This is a genomic window from Pedococcus cremeus (assembly GCF_900111375.1).
Classification (GTDB): domain Bacteria; phylum Actinomycetota; class Actinomycetes; order Actinomycetales; family Dermatophilaceae; genus Pedococcus_A; species Pedococcus_A cremeus.
Window position 1 is genome coordinate 79,899 of sequence record NZ_FOHB01000001.1, and the last position, 20,209, is coordinate 100,107.

The following is a 20,209-nucleotide window of genomic DNA, read 5'->3' on the forward strand; positions in this document are numbered from 1 at the left end:
CCCCGCCTCCACACAGGCTCTGGCGCAGAAGGGGTCGGCGCCAGAGCCAGCTTCTCGCTACCGGGTCGGTCTGCCGACCCGGTAGCGCAGGTGCGTCGCCCAGGGCGACTGCACGACACCGAGCTGCTCGAGCTCCCACTCGCCGGTGGTGCCGTCGAAGAGCCGCTTGCCCGCCCCGAGGAGCACCGGCGAGATCGTCAGGTGCAGCTCGGCGAGGTGGCCACCGGCCAGTGCCTGCCGCACCACGTCACCGCCGCCCATCACCATGACGTCGCGCTCGCCGGCGGCCTCCCGGGCACCGGCGAGCGCCTCGTCGAAGCTGCCTGCATAGTGCATCCCCGCCGCGGTGGGCGGGTCCTGCTCCGGGTGGTGGGTCGGGATGAAGGTCGGCAGTCCCCAGGGGTTGGTGTCGCCCCAGCGGTCCGCGGCCTCGAAGGTGCGCCGCCCGGCGACCACGGCCCCGAGCCGCTCCCTCCACGCGTCGAGCACGGCCGCGTCCTCGCCGGCCGGCGCGCCGGTGGACTCCTGGTCGTACGTCCACGGGCCGCCGAAGACCCAGTAGTGCAGCCGCTCGCCCCCGACCCCGAGCCCACGGCCCGGCCCGTCGTCGGGGCCGGCGTGGTAGCCGTCGAGCGACGTCGTGATCGACGCCAGCACCGTGCCCATGAGCGTCTCCTTCCTCAGGACTGCGGCGCGCCGCGGTAGAACTCCGCGAGCGCCGGCGCCAGGACGTCCGTCGCGATGCTGTGGAACTCGCCCTCGAAGGCTCGGTGCGTACCGTCGGGAGCCGCTGCGGCGCACTCCTGCGCGGCCCGCTGCAGCCACTCGGGGCTGGCCGTGCTGCTGACGAACAGCGCCGGCACACGCAGCTTCGACAGGAGGTCCACCGGCACGAGGTGCTCGACGTCGCCGAGGCACTGCGTGTCGTAGACCAGGGTCGGGGCCAGCGCCAGCATGCCGGCCCACATCGGTGACTGCCGTGCGCCCGAGATCGCCTCCGGTGGCAGCCCGATGCCGGACATGAAGAACTCCACGATCTCCGCGTTCCGTCCCTGCTCCCTCAGCCGCACCAGCGTCGGCAGGTAGTCGGGGTCGGGCGGCGGGCCACCCTCGACGCCGTAGGGCGGCTCGAGCCCGGAGAGGGCCCGGACGGGCGCACCGTGCGCCGCCGCCTGCAGGGCCAGCGCCGCGCCGGACGAGACCCCGTGCAGGCACGCAGCCGGCCCAGCACCACCGGGCTCACTGCCCACCGAGCGGATCACGGCGGTGAGGTCCTCGATCTCCCGCTCCACGGCATACGGCTCGGTGTCGCCGCTGTCACCGCGGCCGCGCCGGTCGTAGCTGACCGCGGTGAACCCCTCCTCCGCGAGCGCCTGAGCGAGCTCGGCCCAGGTGCGCCGGTCATTGAAGGCACCGCCCACGACCACCACCTGCGGGCCCTCGCCCCACCGTTCATAGGCGATGACCGTGCCGTCCGCCGACGTCGCTGTGTCCATGGTCCCCATCGTCTCCTTCGCCGGTCACGCCTGTCGGGGGTTCAGACCAGCGGGACGACCAGAAGTCATCGGGCACCGGGTTGTCGGTCCCCTGCGACAGGATGAGGCCATGGACCGCAGCCGCGTGCTCCGCCGTCGCCTGGCCACCCAGCGCCTCAGCTCGGCGCCGCTGCCGAGCGCCGCCGACGTCGTGCGGCTGCTGACCTGCGTCCAGTCGCAGGAGCGCGACCACGCCTTCTTCTCGCTGGGCCTGCGGTCGCGGGCCGCGACGTATGCCGCGGTGCGCGCCGAGCTCGACAAGGGCACCTTCGTGCGCACCCACATCCTGCGACCCACCTGGCACTTCGTGGCGGCCGAGGACCTCCGCTGGGTGCTGGCCGCGACCTCGGAGCGGGTCATCCGCGGCATGGCCGGCCGCCACGCCCAGGTCGGCCTCGACGACCCCCGCCACGTCGGCCGCTCGCTCGACGTGCTCACCGAGCTGCTGTCGGGCCGTTCCTTCCCCACCCGTGCCGAGATCGCCGCCGAGTTCGACCGCCATGGCGGCCTGCCGGCCCGGGGCGAGCAGCTCAGCCACCTCGTCCTGCTCGCGGAGCTGCGGGGACTGGTCTGCTCCGGTCCGATGCGGGGAGTGCACCACACCTACGCCCTGGTCGACGAGGTCGTGCCGCCCAGCCCGGCCATCGACCGCGAGGAGGCGCTGGCCCGGTTGGCGCAGCGGTTCTTCGCCGGCCACGGACCGGCCGCGGTCAAGGACTTCACCCGCTGGGCGTCCCTCACCATCGCCGACGCCACGGCGGCCATCGCGGCGTGCGGCTCCGCCGTGGAGCAGGTGGACGTCGACGGTGTGCCGCACTGGTACGACCCGACGGTGCCGTCGCGCACCACGGCCGCGCGCGCGGCATACCTCCTGCCCGTCTACGACGAGGCGGTGCTCACCTACCCGACCACCGGGTTCGCCGTCGCCGACGGGCACCCCAACGTCGGCGGCGTGGACCCGTTCTGGGCGCCGGTCGTCGTCGACAACACCGACGTCGGCCTGTGGAAGCGCACGGTCGGCAACGGAACGGTGGCGGTCGAGGTGCGGCTCGCGCCGTCCACGAGCGACGAACAGCGCGCCCTGGTGCGGGGCGGCGCCGAGCGGCTCGCCGCGTTCGTCGAGAAGGAGCTCGTCTACACCGAGGCCGAGGGCAGGCCGAAGCTCTGGCGCGAGGGCCGGGGACTGCGCGCCGCCCGGTGAGGCGGCTTCCTCAGGAGGCGCGGCGAGGTCAGGAGGCGGGGAAGAACAACCGGATCGCCGTGCCCGGGCCCCAGGAGCGCACCACGGCCTCGTCGGCGAGGGTGCGGGCGATCCACAGCCCGCGGCCCCCGAGCTGGTCGGCCGGCGGCGGCGCGTACCCGGCTGTCGCCGCGTGCATGCCCGAGCCGGCGTCGCTGACCTCCCACACCATCGCGTCACCCTGTCGCCAGTGGCTGACCTCAGCTGTCCCGGCGGCAGTGATCGCGTTGGCGACCAGCTCGTTGACGGCGAGCGTGACGTCGTCGCGCAGGGCCTCCTCGGTGGCGGCGGGCAGCGCCGACGCCACCAGCGAGCGTGCCTCCGCGGGCGCCGCGACGACCTGGCAGTCGCGGCTCGCCGGCGGCGGCGACCACGGCGGCTCGACCGACCGCAGGAACTCGTCGGTGGGCCGGTAGTGCGGCGAAGGGGCCGTGCGGCTGCCGTCCCACACGTATGGGTGGACCCGCAGCGCGCTGTCGAGCAGGGGCTGCGGCACCTGACGGCGGTCGTGCAGGCACAAGGTCCAGCAGGGCTGGCCGGCCAACAGCTCGTTGGCCACGGCGTCGTAGCGGCTCCACGCAGCGCCCCACGCCTGCGCCATCCACGTCGGCTCCGACAGCAGTCGGCACGGCGTGCCGGCCTGCAGCCGCTGCCGGAGCGCGTCGCGGTAGAAGGCCAACGTCTGGGCCGCACCGACCCACGTCTCGTCGGCGTCGGCGAGGAGCGCCAGGTCTGCCAGCCGCGCGCCGAAGTGGTCGTGCAGCAGTGCGTGCACGCCGGCCCCGGCCACCACGAACACCGGCTGCTGCCCCGCCAGCCCCTCCTCCACGAACGGCACCACGCGGGCGCGCAGGTCGGCGTCGGACTCGTACAGGCACACCTCGTGGACGAGGCCCCCGCCGGTCCACGACGAGTCGGCAAGCATCAAGCAGCACCCCCCATCGACGTGTCGGCATCTCCCCGGGACACCGCTGTCCCCCCGGCGTCTCACCCATCGTACGGAGACAAGGGACGATGTGGCGTCGTCCGAATTGCGTGTTTCCTGCGCGGCCCGCTCAGGCCCGCGAGAGCACTCCTCAGGACCGCGAGAACACCAGCCGGACCGCGGTGCCTGGGCCGTGCTGGCGCACGAGCAGCTCGTCGGCCAGGCTGCGGGCCAGCCAGAGGCCGCGGCCACCCAGCAGGTCGAGCGGGGGCGGCGCGTAGCCGGCGGAGGCGTCGTGCAGCCCGGGACCGGCGTCCGCCACCTCCCACACGCGGTGGCCGTTCACCGCCCAGGTGCTCACCTGCGCGCTCCCCGCCGCGGTCACCGAGTTGGCCACGAGCTCGTGCACGGCGAGCAGCACGTCGTCGACGCGGTCACCGGCGTCGCGGGCCGCGAGCTCGCGCACCCAGCGTCGCGCCGCAGCACAGTCGGTCACCAGGGCGGCCTCACGTTCCTGGGGCGGCGGGACCCACGCCGGCTCCACCGATCGCAGGAACTGCTCGGTCGGCTCGTAGTCCGGCGACGGGACGACGGCCGCGCCGTCCCACACCAGCGGGTGCGTGCGGAGCTGGTTGTCGATCAACGGCTGGGCGACGCGTCGGCGGTCGTGGAGGCAGAGACTGTAATAGGGGTACTCAGCGAAGGCGTCGTTGGCCACCGCCTCGAACCGGCTCCACGCCTCGCCGCCCGGCACCGTCAGCCAGGTCGGCTCGCCCACCAGGCGCCACGGGCGCCCCTCCTCCAGCAGGGGACGCATGCTCTCGTGGTAGGCCGCCAGGGTCGCCTGGCCGGTGCCCTGCCAGAAGCCCGCCGAGTCGGCGAACACGGCCAGGTCGTCGACACCCGGCCCGAGGTGCGCCGACAGCACCTCGCGCACCGGTTCGCTCGCCACCACGATGGTGGCCTGCCCCTGCTCCAGACCCTGCTCGACGAACGGGACGACCCGCTCGCGCACGGCGGCCTCGTCGTCGTAGACGAACGCCTCGTGGGCGAACCGCTGACCGGTCCACCCGCCGACGCTGTTGTCGACCGTCATCGCGGTGCTCCCCCGTGCAGGTTGAACGCGGCGAGCGGCAGGACGGCCGCCCTCCGCACTCCCGTCAGCTGGAGATCTCGGTTGGCGCAGGCCATCGTCTCGCGCGCCTCGGCCAGCACGCGGCTCGCGCTGACGTCGATGAAGTCCAGCCGGTCGAGGTCGACCTCGAGCACCCCGGTCGTGGCCGCCAGCACGGCGTCGAGCAGCCGCCGGAACTCAGCAGCCGACGAGGCGTCGAGCTCGCCGAACAGCCGCACGGCACCGGAGGCGTAGGTCAGGGCGAAGCCCGGCTCCTGACCTACCGCGCGCTGCAACCGGTGCAGGGCAGCGATCTCGCGCCACTGCTCGCCAACCCGGTGGCGGTCGAAGGCGCAGATCCCCGTCACCGGCGTCACGGCATACATTGCCTCCAGGGCCAGCTCGTAGTCGACGAACGCCGCGTGCCCGGCCGCGTCGGTGACGAGGTCGGTCACGTCGCCCACGACGCGAAGCCCGTGGTAGCCCGCGCTGACGGCGCGCTGGGCCTCGGCGCGGAACGTCTCGACCTGCGCCCGGGGCTCGAACCGACCGGTGGCGTGGTAGAGCTCGGCGATGCTGTGGAGCCGTAGCCGGCCGTTCTCCAGCATGGCGTCACGGCCGTCGAGGTCCGCGAGGTCGTCGCACAGAGCCGCCGGGTGACGGTTGCCGACGTAGACCAGCTGTTCCCCGCGTCCCGCTGCCTCGGTGAAGGTGTCCGCCAGCACCGTGCGCAGGTCGGCGCGGTCCTCGTAGGCCCAGGCCACGTGGTCTCCGTGGTCGAGGTCGACGGCTCGCTCGAGCCGGCGCAGCGCGGTCACCCGTTCACTCTAGGTCGTACATCTCCGGACGCCACCCCGTCTGTCCGACATCTCCGCATTCGCAAGTTGTCCGGACTTTTCTGCTACCGTGAGACGACACCCCCTGGGGTATGCCGACCATCCGGGAACCGCACCAGCGCACTGCTGGAGAAGTGGGAGCCATGACCGCACTCGTCGTCGTCCTCGCCGTCCTGGTGGGCGTCCTGCTCGGGCTGCTCGGAGGCGGTGGCTCGATCCTCACCGTCCCGCTGCTCGCCTATGTCGCCGGTCTGCCGACGCAGGAGGCCATCGCCGCCTCACTGGTCGTCGTGGGCGTCACCAGCCTGGTGGCCAGCGTCTCGCACGCGCGAGCCCGGCGCGTGCAGTGGCGCACCGGCCTCACCTTCGGCGCGGCCGGAATGGTGAGCGCGTATGCCGGCGGCAGGCTGGGTCAGCACGTCCCGGACGGCGTGCTGATGGTGGCGTTCGCCGTCGTCATGCTGGCCGCCGGGATCGCCATGCTCCGCGGTCGAGCCGCAGGGTCCGAGACGTCCCACCCGATGGCGCTGGGCAAGGCGGTCGGCTACGGCGCCGCGGTCGGCGTGCTCACCGGCTTCCTCGGCGCCGGCGGCGGCTTCCTCATCGTGCCGGCTCTCACCCTGTTCGGCGGCCTGGCCATGCCGGTCGCCGTGGGCACCTCGCTGCTGGTCATCGCCATGAACTCTGCCGCCGGGCTCGTCGGCCATCTCTCCTCCACCCCGATGCACTGGGGCCTGGCCGCCATGGTGACCGCGGCCGCGGTGGTCGGGAGCCTGGCCGGCGGCCGCCTGGCTACACGGGTGCGCCCCGAGGTGCTGCGTCGCGGGTTCGGCTGGTTCGTGCTGGCGATGGCGGCGTTCATCCTCATCCAGGAGATCCCGCAGAGCACCTGGCAGCCCCTCTCCCCGCTGGCCAAGGCCGCCGTCAGCCTGACGGCCGCCCTCGTGGTGCTCGCCCTCGGGCTGCTCGGGCAGAAGCTCGGCCGCCGCGTGGACGCCGCCGCCGAGAGCCGGCGCGTGGCCGCCGCAACGGCCGCAGGCACCCGTGACGAGGACCGGCGGTCCTGAGGTGGCGGCGGCACCCTCCCAGTCCTCCCGGGCCTCCAGCTCTTCAAGACCGTCCCTCCCGGACCGGCTGAGCCGGGGCAACGGTGTGCCGCTCTGGCGCCAGCTGCACGACGACCTGGTGGCCCGCCTGGGCGCCGGGAAGTTCGAGTCCGGGTTCCCCGGCGAGGTCGAGCTCCAGCGCGACTACGGAGTCTCGCGGCACACGGTGCGCGAGGCGCTGCGCGGCCTCCGCGAGGCCGGCCTCATCGACTCGGGGCGCGGTCGCAGCACCCGCGTGCGGAGCACCACGATCGAGCAGCCGCTCGGTGGCCTCTACTCGCTCTACCGGCAGGTGGAGGCGCTGGGGCTGGATCAGCGCAGCGAGGTGCTCGGCCTGGAGAGCACCCACGACGCCGAGGTCGCCGCAGAGCTGGGGCTGCCGGCCGACGACGCGCTGGTGCGCCTGGAGCGGGTGCGGCTGGCCGACGACGAGCCGCTGGCCCACGACGTCGTGTGGCTCCCCGCCTCCATCGCCGACGGACTGCTCGAGGTCGACTTCACGCACGCGGCCCTCTACGACGAGCTGGCGCGCGTGGCCGGCACCCGACCCACCGGCGGCCGGGAGCGGATCACCGCCGTCAGCGCCGACGACGACACGGCCCGGTTGCTGGGGATCGCGCCGGGGGCCGCCTGCCTGGCGATCGAGCGCCTCGGGCAGCTCGCGGACCGCACCACGGTCGAGTACCGCCGCTCGACGGTCCGTGGCGACCGCTACGCCCTGCTGACCTCGTGGACCCCGCAGGGCTACCAGCTGGGAGCCGGCGACCTGCCTCGGTGACTGATCAGCGGACGACCTCGCGGTGGGAGCCGTCGACGCGGCGGGTCCAGCCGCGGCTGTCGAGGTGCTCGAGCAGGGGCACGGCGACCCGTCGGGTGGTGCCGAGCGCCTGACGGGCCTCGCTGAGGGTGAACGGCTGGGGCAGCCGCGCCAGCACGCGCATCGCCATCGCCGGCCCGGTGGGGAGGAGCAGCACGTCGTCGGGCAGCCGCAGGAAGCGTCCGGATCGCACGGCCGCCGCGACCTCGCGGGGCCCGAGGCCGGCGGCGTCGAGGTCGGGCCGCTCCGGGGCCGCGAACGGCTCGGCGGCCAGGCGCTCCTCGAGGCGGCGCAGCCCCGCCTCGGCGGCCCCCAGCGACGCGGTCACGCCGGGCAGACCCACGCGACCCGCCTCCACGAGCAGACCGGCCTCCGCGGCCACCGCCGAGAGCAGGGCGCGGTCGGGGATGTCAGCGGCCTCCCTCGCGGCGTCGAGGGTGAGCGAAGGCTCGAGGTGGTCGCGCTGCGCCCGGGCCGCGACGGCGGCGCGCAGGGCCTGGGCCCACCGCGCCCACCGCTGCCGCGACACCAGCCAGTCACCCTGCCGCACGAGGTCACCGGGGAGCGCGTCACCGGGCGTGCCACCTGGCGCTCCGTCAGGCGTTCCGTCGGGCGTTCCTTCGGGTGCTTCATCGGGCACGGCGATTCCGAGGGCCCGTGCCGCCTGCACCGTCATCGCCCCTCGACGAGCCACCTCACGGGCGAGGTCGGCCTCGCCCGTGGCAGCGGCCAGCTCGACACCGCGGCGGGCGCCGGCACCGCGCCGAGCGAGCGCCGGGGGGTCGGCGTCGAGGACGAGCGCCCCTGCGACGACACGCTGCGCGCCGGGATCGCGCAAGATGGCGCGGTCGCCCGCCTGCAGCGGCAGCTCGACGGGCAGCGTGAGCCGTGCGGTGTCGGCGGACAGGGGCCGCACCCGCACCTCATGGGCGGCCGTGCCGACGTGCAGCATCGCTCGCGTCGGCAGCTCTCGCGGGTCGGTGCTCAGGCGGACGTCCACGACGGCCGTGGACCGCCAGGCGCCCGGTGCCAGCAGCACCGAGCCCCGCGCGACCTCGTCGGTGGCGACGCCCCGCAGGTTGACCGCCACACGGGCGACCGGCGCGACCCGCTCCCGCGGGCGCTCCAGCGACTGCAGGCCGCGCACCCGCACCGTCCGGCCGCCGACCTCCAGCTCGTCACCGACGCTGATGGTGCCCTCCCCCAGGGTGCCGGTCACGACCGTGCCGCTGCCCTTGATGGTGAAGGCGCGGTCGACCCAGAGACGCACCCGGCGGTCCGTCGCCGGTGCTGGCAGGGAGGCGACGAGGCGGTCGAGAGCCGCGCGCAGCTGCGGCATACCGTCGCCGGTCCGCGCCGAGACGGCGAGGGCCTCGCACCGCCCCAGGCTCGAGGCGGCGAGCCGCTCCCCCCCGTCGGCCAGCGTGACCGTGGGGTCGGCGAGGTCGCTGCGGGTCACGACGAGCAGCCCGTGTCGGATGCCGAGCGCGTCGACCGCGGCGAGGTGCTCACCCGACTGCTGGCGCCAGCCCTCGTCGGCGGCGACGACGAACACCACGGCAGGGGCCGGGCCGAGACCGGCGAGCATGTTGCCGATGAAGCGCTGGTGCCCCGGCACGTCGACGAAGGCGACCTCCTCACCAGACGGCAGGGTCGTCCAGGCGTAGCCGAGGTCGATCGTCAGGCCGCGGCGGTGCTCCTCCTCCCACCGGTCGGGCTCGATGCCGGTGAGCGCGCGCACCAGGGCCGACTTGCCGTGGTCGACGTGTCCGGCGGTGGCCAGGACGTGCACGCGTCAGCTCCCCACGCCGCCGGTGGCGAGTGCCGCCCGGATCGCACCGAGGAGCTCGTCGTCGGATTCGGTTGGCACACAACGGAGGTCGACCAGGCACCGCCCGCGCTCCACGCGAGCGACCACACCGGGCTCGCCGCGCCGCAGGGCCACGGCGCACCAGTCGGGCAGCTCCACCGCACATCCGGGCAGCTCCAGCCCGGGGGCTCCCCCGCCCCCGACCGCCCCCGCGACGTCGACGACCTCGCGGCCCATGGCACGGGCCAGCGCCTCGGTGCGCTGCCGCACCACGCCGGCGTCGGCGTGCAGGTAGGAGGTCACCGGCGGGCGCGGCCCGCGCAGCGTCGCCTCCAGGGCGGCGAGGGTGAGCTTGTCGACCCGCAGGGCGCGGGCCAGCGGGTGGCGGCGCAGCTGTTCGACGACCTCGGCGTCGCCGAGCACCAGCCCGGCCTGCGGGCCGCCGAGCAGCTTGTCGCCGCTGGCGGTCACCACGGTCGCGCCGCGGCGCAGCGACGTGGTGGCGTCGGGCTCCTCGGGCAGCATCGGGTCGGGGCGCAGCAGGCCGCTGCCGATGTCCATGACGACGGGGACGCCGAGCGCAGCGAGCTCCTCGAGCGCGGCCTCGGAGGTGAACCCCTCCACCCGGAAGTTGCTGGGGTGCACCTTGAGGATGCAGCCGGTGTCGGGTCCGATCGCGTCGGCGTAGTCGCGCACCGTCGTGCGGTTCGTCGTGCCGACCTCGCGCAGCCGGGCGCCGGTGGAGGCGATGAGGTCGGGCAGGCGGAAGCCGTCGCCGATCTCGACCATCTCGCCGCGGCTGACGACGACCTCGCGGCCGGCGGCCAGCGCGGTGGTGGCGAGCACCAGCGCCGCAGCGCCGTTGTTGACGACGAGTGCGCCACCCGCGCCGGGAACCGCCTCGCGCAGGGCCTCCAAGGTGCCGCGACCGCGCTTGGCGCGGGCGCCCGTCTCGACGTCGAACTCGACGTCGACGTAGCCCGCGGCCGCCTCGATCGCCTCGATCGCGGCCTGCGACAACGGCGCCCGTCCGATGTTTGTGTGCACGACGACCCCGGTGGCGTTGAGGAGCGGGCGCAGCGTCGTGGCACGGCTCGGCAGGGCCGCCTGCGCGACGCTGCCCACCTCCTCGGGCGCAATCTCCCCGGCACGGGCCCGCTGCTGGGCCGCGGTGATGGCGCCCTTCACGAGCGCCTCACCGTGACGGGCGACGGCCGCGGCGAACGCCGGCTCGGCCAGGAGGCTGTCGGTGCGCGGGATGCGGCGGCGCGGGTCGGTCTGCGACATCGACCACTCACCTCCAGCGCGGCTTGGACGTTTGGCGGAGGTGGACGGGAATCGAACCCGCCAGACCGAGATGCTCGGCCTCACCGGTTTTGAAGACCGGGGGGACCACCAGGAACCCAGACACCTCCGCGGCACACCGTAACCGACCCTCGCCGCAGGCGCCCCGAGGGCCCGCAGGAGGTGTGCCGCGGTGCCGACGGCGCGCGGGCGGCATACAGTCGCGGCGTGGGCACCACGACGACGCAGGCCAGCGGGCGGGCCAGTGAGCACCGCCTGACCCAGTTCGCGCACGGGGGCGGGTGCGCCTGCAAGATCCCGCCCGGCGAGCTCGAGGAGATGGTGCGCGGGCTCGTCGGCGCCGGCCACCCCGACCTCATCGTGGGCCTCGACGACGGCGACGACGCCGCCGCAGTCCGCATCGAGAACGGCCTCGCGGTGCTGGCCACCGCCGACTTCTTCACACCGGTCGTCGACGACGCCTACGACTGGGGCCGCATCGCTGCTGCGAACGCCCTCTCGGACATCTACGCCATGGGCGGCCGACCGGTCGTGGCGGTCAACCTGCTCGGCTGGCCCCGCGACGTGCTGCCGCGGGAACTGGCCCAGGAGGTGCTGCGCGGCGGGTTCGACGTCGCCCGCGAGGCCGGCTGCCCCGTGGCCGGCGGCCACAGCGTCGACGACCCCGAGCCGAAGTACGGCATGGCCGTCACCGGCCTCGGCGACCCCGACCGGCTGCTGCGCAACGACGCCGCCACCGCCGGCACCCCCATCAGCCTGACCAAGCCGCTCGGCGTCGGGGTGCTGAACAACCGGCACAAGGCGACCGGTGAGGTCTTCGAGCACGCGGTCGCCTCCATGGCCCGGCTGAACGCCGAGGCGTCGGTGGCGGCGCTCGAGGCAGGCATCCGGGCCGCGACCGACGTCACCGGCTTCGGGCTGCTCGGTCACCTGTACAAGATGGCCCGCGCCTCCGGGGTCACCGCCGTCATCGACGCCGCCGCCGTCCCCTACCTCGAGGGCGCCCGCGAGTCGCTCGCCGAGGGCTTCGTGCCCGGCGGGAGCAAGCGCAACCTCGACTGGGTCCGCCCGCACCTGCAGGCCGCGGTCGGTGAGGACGAGCTCATCCTGCTCGCCGACGCACAGACCAGCGGCGGGCTGCTGCTGGCCGGCGAGATCGCCGGCGCCCCCGTGGTGGGCGAGTTCGTGCCCTCGCAGGGCCCGGCGATCGTGGTTCGGTGAACGGCGAGACAGCCCTCAGCGGGGTCGACCGCCTCAGTGGGGTCGACCGCCTCAGCGGGGTCGACCGCCTCGTCGCGCAGGCGCGTGAGGGACTTCGCAGGCTCACGCCGGCGGAGGCCCTGACCGCCCAGCAGCGAGGCGCCCTGCTCGTCGACACCCGCACGGAGGCGCAACGACGACAGCAGGGCGAGCTGCCCGGAGCGCTGGTCATCGACCGCACCGTGCTCGAGTGGCGACTCGACCCTGCCAGTCCGTGGCGCGTGCCCGAGGTGGCCGGACCCGACCACGAGGTCGTGGTGCTCTGCCGGCAGGGCTACAGCTCGAGCCTGGCCGCCGCCTCGCTGCAGTCCCTCGGCCTGCACCGGGCCACCGACGTCATCGGCGGGGTCGAGGCCTGGCTGGCCGCCGGTCTGCCGACGAGCAGGGGCCCGGCCGACGTCCGCGAGTGACGCAGGCCGGGCCCCTCTCGGCAGGGCCAGTGGACGTGCTCAGTGGACGTGCTGCTCCTCGGTCGGGGGCTTGGTGATGAGCGGGATGACCAGGGCGGCGAGGGCGATGATGCCGACGACGGTGAACCCCAGCGTGTAGGCCTTGGTGTCGCCGATGAGCTTGGCGATGAGCAGCGGCCCGATCACGCCGCCGATGCTCCAGCCGATGAGCATCAGGCCGTAGATCGCGCCCGCGTTGGAGACGCCGAAGAACTTGCCGGCCGTCGACGGCATGGTGCCGAACGCGCCGCCGTAGCAGGTGTAGACCAGCGCGGCCAGGATCGCGAACAGGGCGGCGTTGGCCACGTGCGGGATGAGGATCAGGCAGACGCCCTGGATGCCGAGGATGCCCATGAAGGCCGGCATCTTGCCGATGCGGTCGGAGATCCAGCCCCAGAAGATGCGGCCCCCGCCGTTGAAGATCGCCAGGGTGCCGACGAGGCTGGCGGCCGCGACCTTGGAATAGCCGGCGACGTCGGTGGCGCTGCCCGCCGCCACGCTGATGAGTGAGATGCCCGCCGTGACGCTGAGGGTGAGGATGGCGGTCAGCAGGTACCACTGGGGGGTGCGCAGCGCCTCGTCCTGGGTGAAGTCCCGCCTGGCCGCCACCGGTCCGGTGGCCACCGGCTTGTCCTTGGCCGGTCCCGCCGCCGCAGTGGTGAGGCCGGGAGGCACGTAGCCCTTGGGCGGGTTCTGGAAGAGGGACGCGCCGATGAGGATGGCCACGAGGTAGCCGATGCCGAGCGGCAGGAACGCCTTGGTGGGCATGGCAGGCGTGTTGTCGATCAGGCTCTGGCCGAGCGGTGCGGTGATGACCGCGCCGAAGCCGAAGCCTGCCACAGCGATGCCGGTGATGAGGCCGGGCTTGTCGGGGAACCACTTCTGCAGCATGGCGATCGGCACGATGTAGACCATGCCGAGGCCGAACCCACCGAGCAGGCCGTAGCCGACGATCAGCAGCCAGAAGCGGTCTGCGTCGGCGAACGAGGCGAGGATGACACCGATGCTGTAGATGACGCCGCCCACAAGAGCGACCACCCGCGGGCCCCTGCGGTCCTGGATCCGGCCGCCGATGTAGCTGCCGACGAAGATCATGCCGATCACTACCTCGAAGGGCACCGACGCCTTGGACTTCGACCACCCGAACGCCTCCGGGGCCTGCAACGCCTTGCCGAACACGCTCCAGGCGTAGACGGCGCCGATGGCGAGCTGGACGAGGACTGCGGCGACGAGGATGAGCCACCGGTTCGGTGCGCCCGTGGTCGTCGCCTCCCCCGTGGAAGCTGTTGTGGCACTGCGACTTTCCGTCACGGCATACCCTCCCTGGACGTCCGGTGCGGTCACCGGATGGTGGTGATGGAGTCGTTCGTGACCCCATCGGCCCGGCGACGCTCCAGCCGTTCACGCTGGGGCTGCACGGTGTACTTCGGGTCCTTCGCCGACTCCATACCCGCTTCGAAGATGCCGAAGCGGGTCAGGGCCGAGCCGGCCAGCAGGGCGACGCCGCTCAGGCCGGCGCCGATGCGGTTGCGGCCGAACAGCATCGCACCGATCGCGCCGCCACCGGTGAGGATCTCGGCAGCGCGCAGGAGACGCCCGGCCTTGCCCTGGTGCAGCGGCTCGGCCAGCAGCGGGTGCATGTTGCGCCGCAGGAGCTGACCGGCCCCCAGCTCGAGGGCAGCACCGCTGACGGCCATCTTGCGGACCGGTCCGTTCTGGTCGGCGGGGCTCATGATGAGCGCCAGGCCGGCGGCCGCGGCGTTGGCCGAGCCCACGAACACGAACGGCAGCTCGCGGTACGACTCGTGCCACGTGGGTGCGGCGGTGTCGGAGAGGAGCACCGCGGTGTATGCCGCCAGGGGCGCCGAGAAGAGTGCCGAACCGATGGCGGCCGGCGGGTCGACGACGCGCAGCGTCTTGGCGAGGAGGCCGTCCTGGTGAGGCAGCTGGCGGCCGATCTCCGCCGCCGCGGCCACGCTGGCGAAGGTGCCGAACGCCGCCAGGATCCAGGAGCCGACGGACATCGGCGACGTCAGCTTGATGGTGCGCATCATGTTGAGCGCGCGCTCCGGGCGACCGAGGTCCTTGGCCAGGGCTCCACCGCCGAGGGCGACCGCCGCCAGCGCGGCGAACCGGCCGCGGCGACGCAGCGCCGGCAGGTTGCGGGCCGACCCGCCCGCGCCGATGAGGCCCGAGCCCGCCGCGAGCCCACCGAGGAAGAGGTAGGTGGGGATCTCCTCCGTCCACGGGGGCGCCTTGACGACGCTGCGGCCGTAGTAGCTCTCGAACTTCGCGTCCGGCACCATCAGCGACTCGTCGCGTCGCTTGCCACCACCGTTGCCCCGTCGGCGGCCGCTGCGCGGCAGCTCGGGCGGGCGGTCGGCGTCGAGCGGGTTGGTCGTCATCGTCGTCTCCCCAGGAACGAGGCTGCGGCCATGGCGAGCATGGCCAGGCCGGCCATGCCGGCCTTGCGGAACATGTCGGGCAGGGCCGCGGTCGGGACCCTGGGGTCCGGCGGCAGGCCGTAGACCTCCGGCTCGTCGAGCAGCAGGAAGACCGAGCCGGTGCCGCCGACGCCGTCCTCGGCATTGGCGCCGTAGAGACGGGCCTCGGTGAACCCGTTGTCGCGCAACGTGCTCACCCGCTCCTGCGCGGTGGCGACCATCTCGTCGAGGTCGCCGAACTTGATCGACGTCGTCGGGCAGGCCTTGGCGCAGGCCGGCGTCTGGTCGTCGCGAAGGCGGTCGTAGCAGAGCGTGCACTTCTGCGCGTTGCCGTGGTTGGTGACCGTGTTGTCGGTCGGCCGGCGCTCGATCACCCCGAACGGGCAGGCCGCCACGCAGTAGCCGCAGCCGTTGCAGACGTCGGGCTGCACCACCACCGTGCCGAACTCGGTGCGGAACAGCGCGCCGGTCGGGCAGACGTCGAGGCAGCCCGCGTGGGTGCAGTGCTTGCACACGTCGGAGGACATCAGCCAGCGGAAGTCGGGGACGGTGCCGGTGGCCGCCGCCATGGTCGCCTGCGCGACCGCGCTCTCCATGCCACCGACGAGGTCGACCGGACCACCGCTCGAGTCGATGCCCGGCGCCGCCGGCGACGGACCGATGCCGGCGGTGTGCGGAGGCGACATCGGCTGGCTCGGCGGCATGACCGGCATACCGAGGTCGACCAGGCGACGCCCTGACTCCCTCGCCTGCTCGATGCGGTCGCTCGTCTGCTCGATGAAGGCGACGTGCCGCCACGTGCTCGCGCCGAGCGCGCCGGTGTTGTCGTAGGAGGACCCCAGCAGGTCGAGGTTGCCGTCCTGCGGGATGGCGTTCCACTCCTTGCACGCCACCTCGCACGCCTTGCACCCGATGCAGATCGAGGTGTCGGTGAAGAAACCCTTGCGCTTCCTCGGCTCCTCCCACGCCGCATCGGCGATGGGGTCGGTCGGCCCCGACAGCTGGCGGTCCAGGTAGCCCATCAGTGGCCGTCCTCGGTCGGGTTGGATTCGGTCGGGTTGGACTCGGCTGTCTTGAGCTGGTTGGAGGTCTCGACGGTGACACCGGCCCGTGACTGGTACTCCTCGACCAGCCGCAGGATGGCCTCGCCGCGTGGCCGCCGACCGGGCCGGATGTCGCACGAGCCCACCTTGGACTCCTGGATCTGCACGTTCGGGTCGAGCGCCACACCGAGCAGGTCGTTGGCGCTGTCGCCACTGACGACGGCCTCCTTGCCGACTCCCCAGTGGTAGGGCAGCCCGATCTGGTGGATCGTCCTGCCGCTGATGACCAACGGGGTCATCCGGTCGGTCACCAGCACCCGGGCCTCGATCGCCGTCCGGGCCGACACGATGGTGGCCCATCCACCGTTCACCAGCCCGCGGTCCTCGGCGAGCTCCGGGGAGACCTCGCAGAACATCTCGGGCTGGAGCTCGGAGAGGTACGGCAGCCAGCGGCTCATGCCGCCTGCGGTGTGGTGCTCGGTGAGCCGGTACGTCGTGAACACGAACGGGTAGACCTCAGAACCCGGTGCCGTGCCGGACGGGCTCCACAGGTTGTCCTTGCGCGGGAACACGCGTCGGGCCGGGTTGCTCTGCTGGCCGTAGAGCGGGTTCTGGACCGGGGACTCCTGCGGCTCGTAGTGCGTCGGCAGCGGGCCGTCGAGCATGCCCTTCGGCGTGAACAGCCAGCCCTTGCCGTCGGCCATCATGACGAACGGGTCGTCACCGGCGAGCCCATCGGGTCCGCCCGTGCCGGGCTCCGGTCGGTACGACGGCGCCTTGGTCTTGACGAAGTCCGGGGTGTCGAGCCCGGTCCAGGTCTGGTTCTCCTCGTCCCACCAGACGTACTTCTTGCGCTCGCTCCACGGCTTGCCCTCGGGGTCGGCCGAGGCGCGGTTGTAGAGGATGCGGCGGTTGTCGGGCCAGGCCCAGCCCCACTCCTGCGCGACCGGGCTCTGCTCGCGACCGGGCTTGCGGTTGGCCGCGCGGTTGACGCCCTTGGCGTACACCCCGGAGTAGATCCAGCACCCGCAGCTCGTGGACCCGTCGGCCTTGAGGTCGGTGTACATGTCGGCCAGCTCGCCGGCGCGCTCACCGGAGAGGTGGCGGCCGTTGATCTCCTGCAGGACCGCCTCGCCGCTGATCTCGCCGTCCTCGTCGAGCGGGTAGTCCCAGGTGAGGTCGAGCAGGGGGCGGTCGCGCGGGTCGTCGGAGCCGGCGAGCCGCTCCCGGATCCGCTTGCCCAGCTCGAAGAAGAACTCCAGCTCGCTCTGGCAGTCACCCGGCGGGTTGACCGCCTTGTGCCGCCACTGGAGCAGCCGCTGGGTCTGCGTGAACGTGCCTGCCTTCTCGACGTGTGAGGCGGGCGGCAGGAAGAAGACCTCGGTGCCGATCTTCTCCGTCTCCAGCTCACCCGTGGCGATCTCGGGCGCGTCCTTCCAGAACGTCGCCGACTCGATCATCTGCAGGTCGCGCACCACGAGCCACTTCAGCTCGGCCAGGGCCAGGCGCTGCATCCGGCCGTGGGCCGACCCGACGGCGGGGTTCTGCCCGAGCAGGAAGTACCCCTCGACCTCGCCGTCCTTCATGGCCATGGTCGTCTGGTACGTGCCGTGGGCGCCGGTGAGCCTGGGCAGGTAGTCGTACGCCCAGTTGTTCTCCTTGGTCGCGGCGTCGCCCCACCACGCCTTGAGCAGGCTCACGGCATACGCGTCGGCGTTGGCCCAGAAGCCCTTCTGCGCCTTGTTGGCGATGGCGGCGACGTAGTCGTCCCACGTGTCGTGGTTGCCGACCATCGGCATGGCGAGGTAGCCGGGAAGGATGTTGTAGAGCGTCGGGATGTCGGTCGAGCCCTGGATGCTGGCGTGGCCACGCAGCGCCATGATGCCGCCGCCGGGACGCCCCATGTTGCCCAGCAGCAGCTGGATGATGGCGGCCGTGCGGATGAACTGGGCGCCGAGGGTGTGCTGGGTCCAGCCGACGGCGTAGCAGAACGCCGACGTGCGGTCCCGGCCGCTGTTCTCGGTGAGCGCCTTGGCGACGTAGTGGAAGTCGTCGACGCTGACGCCGCAGACGTCGGCCACCATCTCCGGGGTGTAGCGCGAGTAGTGCCGCTTGAGGATCTGGAAGACCGTGTTGGGGTCCTGCAGTGTCTCGTCGCGCTTGACCCGCGCGTGCTCGAGCGCCGGGCCACCGGAACCGTGCTCGTCGCCGGCGGAACGCTCGGACGTGCTGTGCCCGTGCTCGTGGCCGGCCGCAGGTCCGCCGATGGTGCCCGGGGAGGCGTCCTCCCCCTCGCCCTCAGTGGCGTACGCCCAGCTCGACGGGTCGTAGTTGCCGAGCTCCTCGTCGTAGCCGGAGAAGAGCCCGTCGAGTTCCTCGGTGTCCTTGAACTCGTCGCTGACGATGGTGGCCGCGTTGGTGTACGCGACGACGTACTCCTTGAAGTACAGGTCATTGGCGAGGATGTGGTTGATCAGCGCGCCGAGGAACACGACATCGCTGCCAGCCCTGATCGGCACGTGCTTGTCGGCCGTCGCCGACGTGCGCGTGAAGCGCGGGTCGATGTGGATGACCTTGGCGCCCTTAAGCCGAGCCTCGGTCACCCACTGGTAGCCCACCGGGTGGCACTCGGCCATGTTGGAGCCCTGGATGACGATGCAGTCGGCGTTGGCCAGGTCCTGCACCTGCTGAGTCGCGCCACCGCGCCCGAACGAGGACCCCAGACTGGGGACCGTGGACGAGTGTCAAATACGGGCCTGGTTCTCGATCTGTATGGCGCCCGCGGCGGTGAAGAGCTTCTTGATGAGGTAGTTCTCCTCGTTGTCGAGGGTGGCTCCCCCCAACGAGGCGATGCCCATGGTGCGCCGCAGCGGCCTGCCGTGCTCGTCGGCGTCCTGCCAGGTGCGGCGACGCGACTCGACGAACCGGTCGGCGATCATGTCGATGGCGGTGTCGCGGTCCATCCGCTCCCAGGACGTGCCGTGGGGGCGCCGGTAGAGGACGTGCGTCTGGCGTATGGGGCTGTTGACCAGCTGCTCGCTTGCAGACCCCTTGGGGCAGAGGCGCCCTCGCGAGATCGGCGAGTCGGGGTCGCCCTCGATCTGCACGACCTTCTCGTCCTTGACGTAGACGCGCTGACCGCAGCCGACGGCGCAGTAGGGGCACACGCTCTGCACGACCCGGTCGGCGGTCTTCGTGCGCGGCTCGAGGGTGCGCGTGCGCTCCGACGTCACCGCCGGGCCACGCCCGAGGAAGTCACCACTCCTGAACTGCCGCAGCACCGGCCACGACAGGAAGGTCTTCTTCGCGTCCATCAACCCGCCTCCTTTGTCGGCACCCTAACCCCGCCTGTCACAGCCCGCGATCCGAAGCGACCGCTCATTTTCGGCCGCAGCTCGCAGCTTCATCACGCCACCGACAGCAGGAAGGCGGCAGCGAAACCGAGGGCCGTCACGATGCCCACCAGGGCGCCCGCGTGCTCCACCGCCTCGGGGACCATGGTGTCGACGAGCATGGTGAGCACGGCACCGGCGGCGAAGGCCTCGACCGCCCCGGTGGGCCCGTCGCCGGCGTGGCTCAAAACGGCATACCCGAGCGCGGCCGCGAGCGTGGACGCCGCGGTGACCGCGACCCAGATGCCCATGATCGAGCCGGTGGAGCGGCCGCTGGCCTTCATGCCGGCCGAGGCCGACAGGGCCTCGGGCACGTTGGAGAGGAAGACCGCGGCGACCACGGCCACCCCCACGCTGCCGCCGCCGATGAGGCTCACCCCGATCGCGGCACTCTCCGGTATGCCGTCCAGCAGCGACCCGAGCACGAGGACCATCCCGCCGGTGCCGGCAGCGGACTTGTGGGGGCTCTTGCGGCGGTCCCCGCCGCGTCGGTCGATGAACCAGTCGCCCACGAAGAACGTCAGGGACCCCGCGATCATGGCGACCACGGCCGCGACGCCACCGGCGAGGTCGGAGGCCTCACGCATGAGCTCGAAGGTCAGCGCGCTGATCAGCACGCCGGAGCCGAAGGCCATGACGAGCCCGATGCTGCGCAGCGACGTCGAGAGCCTGATGCCGGCATACCCGCCGACGAGGAGCGCGGCCCCTCCGACGAAACCCCAGAACGCCGCCTCCAGCACCGGCCCCCACCGTCCTCTTCTCGTCTGGCGACACTGCGTCGGCGCCCGTCCGGGCCCGCCGTTCCTTCGGCGTGCGAATTACAGGGGTGATATTCACCCATTTGTCGTACATCTGCGACTCGGTCAGGCAGTCTGTTACCGGCCCTGGCCCTGCTGCGGTGCTTTTCTCCCTGGTGTGGGGGCCTCCGTAGCC

General features: G+C 72.8%; 17 protein-coding genes and 1 tRNA gene. 5 read left to right on the plus strand and 13 right to left on the minus strand.

Going from position 1 to position 20,209, the window contains the following annotated elements; genetic code table 11:
* Positions 1-57: 57 nt before the first annotated feature.
* Both BMW78_RS00315 and BMW78_RS00320 read right to left on the minus strand, forming a co-directional pair.
* Positions 58-666: a dihydrofolate reductase family protein gene (locus BMW78_RS00315; protein WP_091755353.1), complete on the minus strand. Its 609-nt coding sequence runs from the start codon at positions 664-666 to the stop codon at positions 58-60.
* Between the two features lie 14 nt (positions 667-680).
* Positions 681-1,496 carry an alpha/beta fold hydrolase gene (locus BMW78_RS00320; RefSeq protein ID WP_091756421.1) on the minus strand — a complete coding sequence of 272 codons (816 nt, stop codon included), beginning with the start codon at positions 1,494-1,496 and terminating at the stop codon, positions 681-683.
* Positions 1,497-1,605: 109 nt separating this feature from the next.
* On the opposite strand from BMW78_RS00320, the gene BMW78_RS00325 reads away from it, so the two are divergent.
* On the plus strand, positions 1,606-2,736 hold the full coding sequence (locus BMW78_RS00325; protein WP_177180219.1) for a winged helix DNA-binding domain-containing protein: 1,131 nt from the start codon (positions 1,606-1,608) through the stop codon (positions 2,734-2,736).
* A gap of 28 nt (positions 2,737-2,764) precedes the next feature.
* On the opposite strand, the gene BMW78_RS00330 is transcribed toward BMW78_RS00325, so the two are convergent.
* The 3 genes from BMW78_RS00330 to BMW78_RS00340 form a co-directional block, all read right to left on the minus strand.
* Positions 2,765-3,700: an MEDS domain-containing protein gene (locus BMW78_RS00330; RefSeq protein ID WP_091755357.1), complete on the minus strand. Its 936-nt coding sequence runs from the start codon at positions 3,698-3,700 to the stop codon at positions 2,765-2,767.
* A gap of 151 nt (positions 3,701-3,851) precedes the next feature.
* Entirely contained in the window at positions 3,852-4,796 is a 945-nt protein-coding gene (locus BMW78_RS00335) for an anti-sigma factor RsbA family regulatory protein (protein WP_091755358.1), read from the minus strand.
* Positions 4,793-5,632, minus strand: coding sequence for an MEDS domain-containing protein (locus tag BMW78_RS00340; protein WP_091755360.1), 840 nt, complete (start codon positions 5,630-5,632; stop codon positions 4,793-4,795). Before BMW78_RS00340 ends, BMW78_RS00335 begins: the two co-directional genes overlap by 4 nt.
* A 161-nt stretch (positions 5,633-5,793) precedes the next feature.
* On the opposite strand from BMW78_RS00340, the gene BMW78_RS00345 reads away from it, so the two are divergent.
* Positions 5,794-6,717, plus strand: a complete 924-nt coding sequence (locus tag BMW78_RS00345; protein WP_091755362.1) for a sulfite exporter TauE/SafE family protein — start codon at positions 5,794-5,796, stop codon at positions 6,715-6,717.
* On the plus strand, positions 6,695-7,534 hold the full coding sequence (locus BMW78_RS00350) for a GntR family transcriptional regulator (RefSeq protein WP_218144182.1): 840 nt from the start codon (positions 6,695-6,697) through the stop codon (positions 7,532-7,534). The genes BMW78_RS00345 and BMW78_RS00350 overlap by 23 nt, the downstream gene beginning before the upstream one ends.
* A 4-nt stretch (positions 7,535-7,538) precedes the next feature.
* Here the strand turns inward: BMW78_RS00350 and selB are convergent, their stop codons facing one another.
* The 3 genes from selB to BMW78_RS00365 all read right to left on the minus strand — a co-directional run bounded on the left by selB (position 7,539) and on the right by BMW78_RS00365 (position 10,798).
* The gene (selB, locus tag BMW78_RS00355) at positions 7,539-9,365 is read right to left on the minus strand and encodes a selenocysteine-specific translation elongation factor (protein ID WP_091755364.1); all 1,827 of its coding nucleotides are present in this window, start codon (positions 9,363-9,365) and stop codon (positions 7,539-7,541) included.
* Positions 9,366-9,368: 3 nt separating this feature from the next.
* The gene (selA, locus tag BMW78_RS00360) at positions 9,369-10,670 is read right to left on the minus strand and encodes an L-seryl-tRNA(Sec) selenium transferase (RefSeq protein ID WP_091755366.1); all 1,302 of its coding nucleotides are present in this window, start codon (positions 10,668-10,670) and stop codon (positions 9,369-9,371) included.
* Between the two features lie 32 nt (positions 10,671-10,702).
* A tRNA-Sec gene (locus BMW78_RS00365) sits at positions 10,703-10,798 on the minus strand.
* Between the two features lie 97 nt (positions 10,799-10,895).
* On the opposite strand from BMW78_RS00365, the gene selD reads away from it, so the two are divergent.
* Together selD and BMW78_RS00375 are read left to right on the plus strand one after the other, a co-directional pair.
* Entirely contained in the window at positions 10,896-11,909 is a 1,014-nt protein-coding gene (gene selD / locus BMW78_RS00370) for a selenide, water dikinase SelD (RefSeq protein ID WP_091756425.1), read from the plus strand.
* The gene (locus BMW78_RS00375) at positions 11,906-12,358 is read left to right on the plus strand and encodes a rhodanese-like domain-containing protein (RefSeq protein WP_091755368.1); all 453 of its coding nucleotides are present in this window, start codon (positions 11,906-11,908) and stop codon (positions 12,356-12,358) included. Before selD ends, BMW78_RS00375 begins: the two co-directional genes overlap by 4 nt.
* A gap of 39 nt (positions 12,359-12,397) precedes the next feature.
* Here the strand turns inward: BMW78_RS00375 and BMW78_RS00380 are convergent, their stop codons facing one another.
* From BMW78_RS00380 to BMW78_RS00405, 5 genes are all read right to left on the minus strand, one after another.
* Positions 12,398-13,741: an L-lactate MFS transporter gene (locus tag BMW78_RS00380; RefSeq protein ID WP_245735578.1), complete on the minus strand. Its 1,344-nt coding sequence runs from the start codon at positions 13,739-13,741 to the stop codon at positions 12,398-12,400.
* A complete protein-coding gene (nrfD, locus tag BMW78_RS00385; RefSeq protein WP_091755370.1) occupies positions 13,738-14,802 on the minus strand; it encodes an NrfD/PsrC family molybdoenzyme membrane anchor subunit in 1,065 nt (354 codons plus the stop codon). The genes BMW78_RS00380 and nrfD overlap by 4 nt, the downstream gene beginning before the upstream one ends.
* Positions 14,799-15,863: a 4Fe-4S dicluster domain-containing protein gene (locus tag BMW78_RS00390; protein WP_091755372.1), complete on the minus strand. Its 1,065-nt coding sequence runs from the start codon at positions 15,861-15,863 to the stop codon at positions 14,799-14,801. The genes nrfD and BMW78_RS00390 overlap by 4 nt, the downstream gene beginning before the upstream one ends.
* Positions 15,863-19,198 (minus strand): formate dehydrogenase, encoded by a 3,336-nt coding sequence (gene fdh, locus BMW78_RS00395; protein WP_177180220.1) that lies wholly within the window; start codon positions 19,196-19,198, stop codon positions 15,863-15,865. Before fdh ends, BMW78_RS00390 begins: the two co-directional genes overlap by 1 nt.
* Positions 19,199-19,290: 92 nt before the next feature.
* Complete coding sequence (locus BMW78_RS00405; protein ID WP_091755378.1) at positions 19,291-20,016, minus strand: ZIP family metal transporter; 726 nt, start codon at positions 20,014-20,016, stop codon at positions 19,291-19,293.
* Positions 20,017-20,209 lie beyond the last annotated feature (193 nt).

Excerpts from the sequence above, each read along its gene's own strand:
- BMW78_RS00390 (WP_091755372.1), bottom strand. The coding sequence starts at position 15,863 with ATGGGCTACCTGGACCGCCAGCTGTCGGGGCCGACCGACCCCATCGCC.
- BMW78_RS00320 (WP_091756421.1), bottom strand. The coding sequence starts at position 1,496 with ATGGACACAGCGACGTCGGCGGACGGCACGGTCATCGCCTATGAACGG.
- BMW78_RS00325 (WP_177180219.1), top strand. The coding sequence starts at position 1,606 with ATGGACCGCAGCCGCGTGCTCCGCCGTCGCCTGGCCACCCAGCGCCTC.
- selA (WP_091755366.1), bottom strand. The coding sequence starts at position 10,670 with ATGTCGCAGACCGACCCGCGCCGCCGCATCCCGCGCACCGACAGCCTC.
- nrfD (WP_091755370.1), bottom strand. The coding sequence starts at position 14,802 with ATGACGACCAACCCGCTCGACGCCGACCGCCCGCCCGAGCTGCCGCGC.
- BMW78_RS00315 (WP_091755353.1), bottom strand. The coding sequence starts at position 666 with ATGGGCACGGTGCTGGCGTCGATCACGACGTCGCTCGACGGCTACCAC.
- BMW78_RS00335 (WP_091755358.1), bottom strand. The coding sequence starts at position 4,796 with ATGACGGTCGACAACAGCGTCGGCGGGTGGACCGGTCAGCGGTTCGCC.
- BMW78_RS00330 (WP_091755357.1), bottom strand. The coding sequence starts at position 3,700 with ATGCTTGCCGACTCGTCGTGGACCGGCGGGGGCCTCGTCCACGAGGTG.
- BMW78_RS00345 (WP_091755362.1), top strand. The coding sequence starts at position 5,794 with ATGACCGCACTCGTCGTCGTCCTCGCCGTCCTGGTGGGCGTCCTGCTC.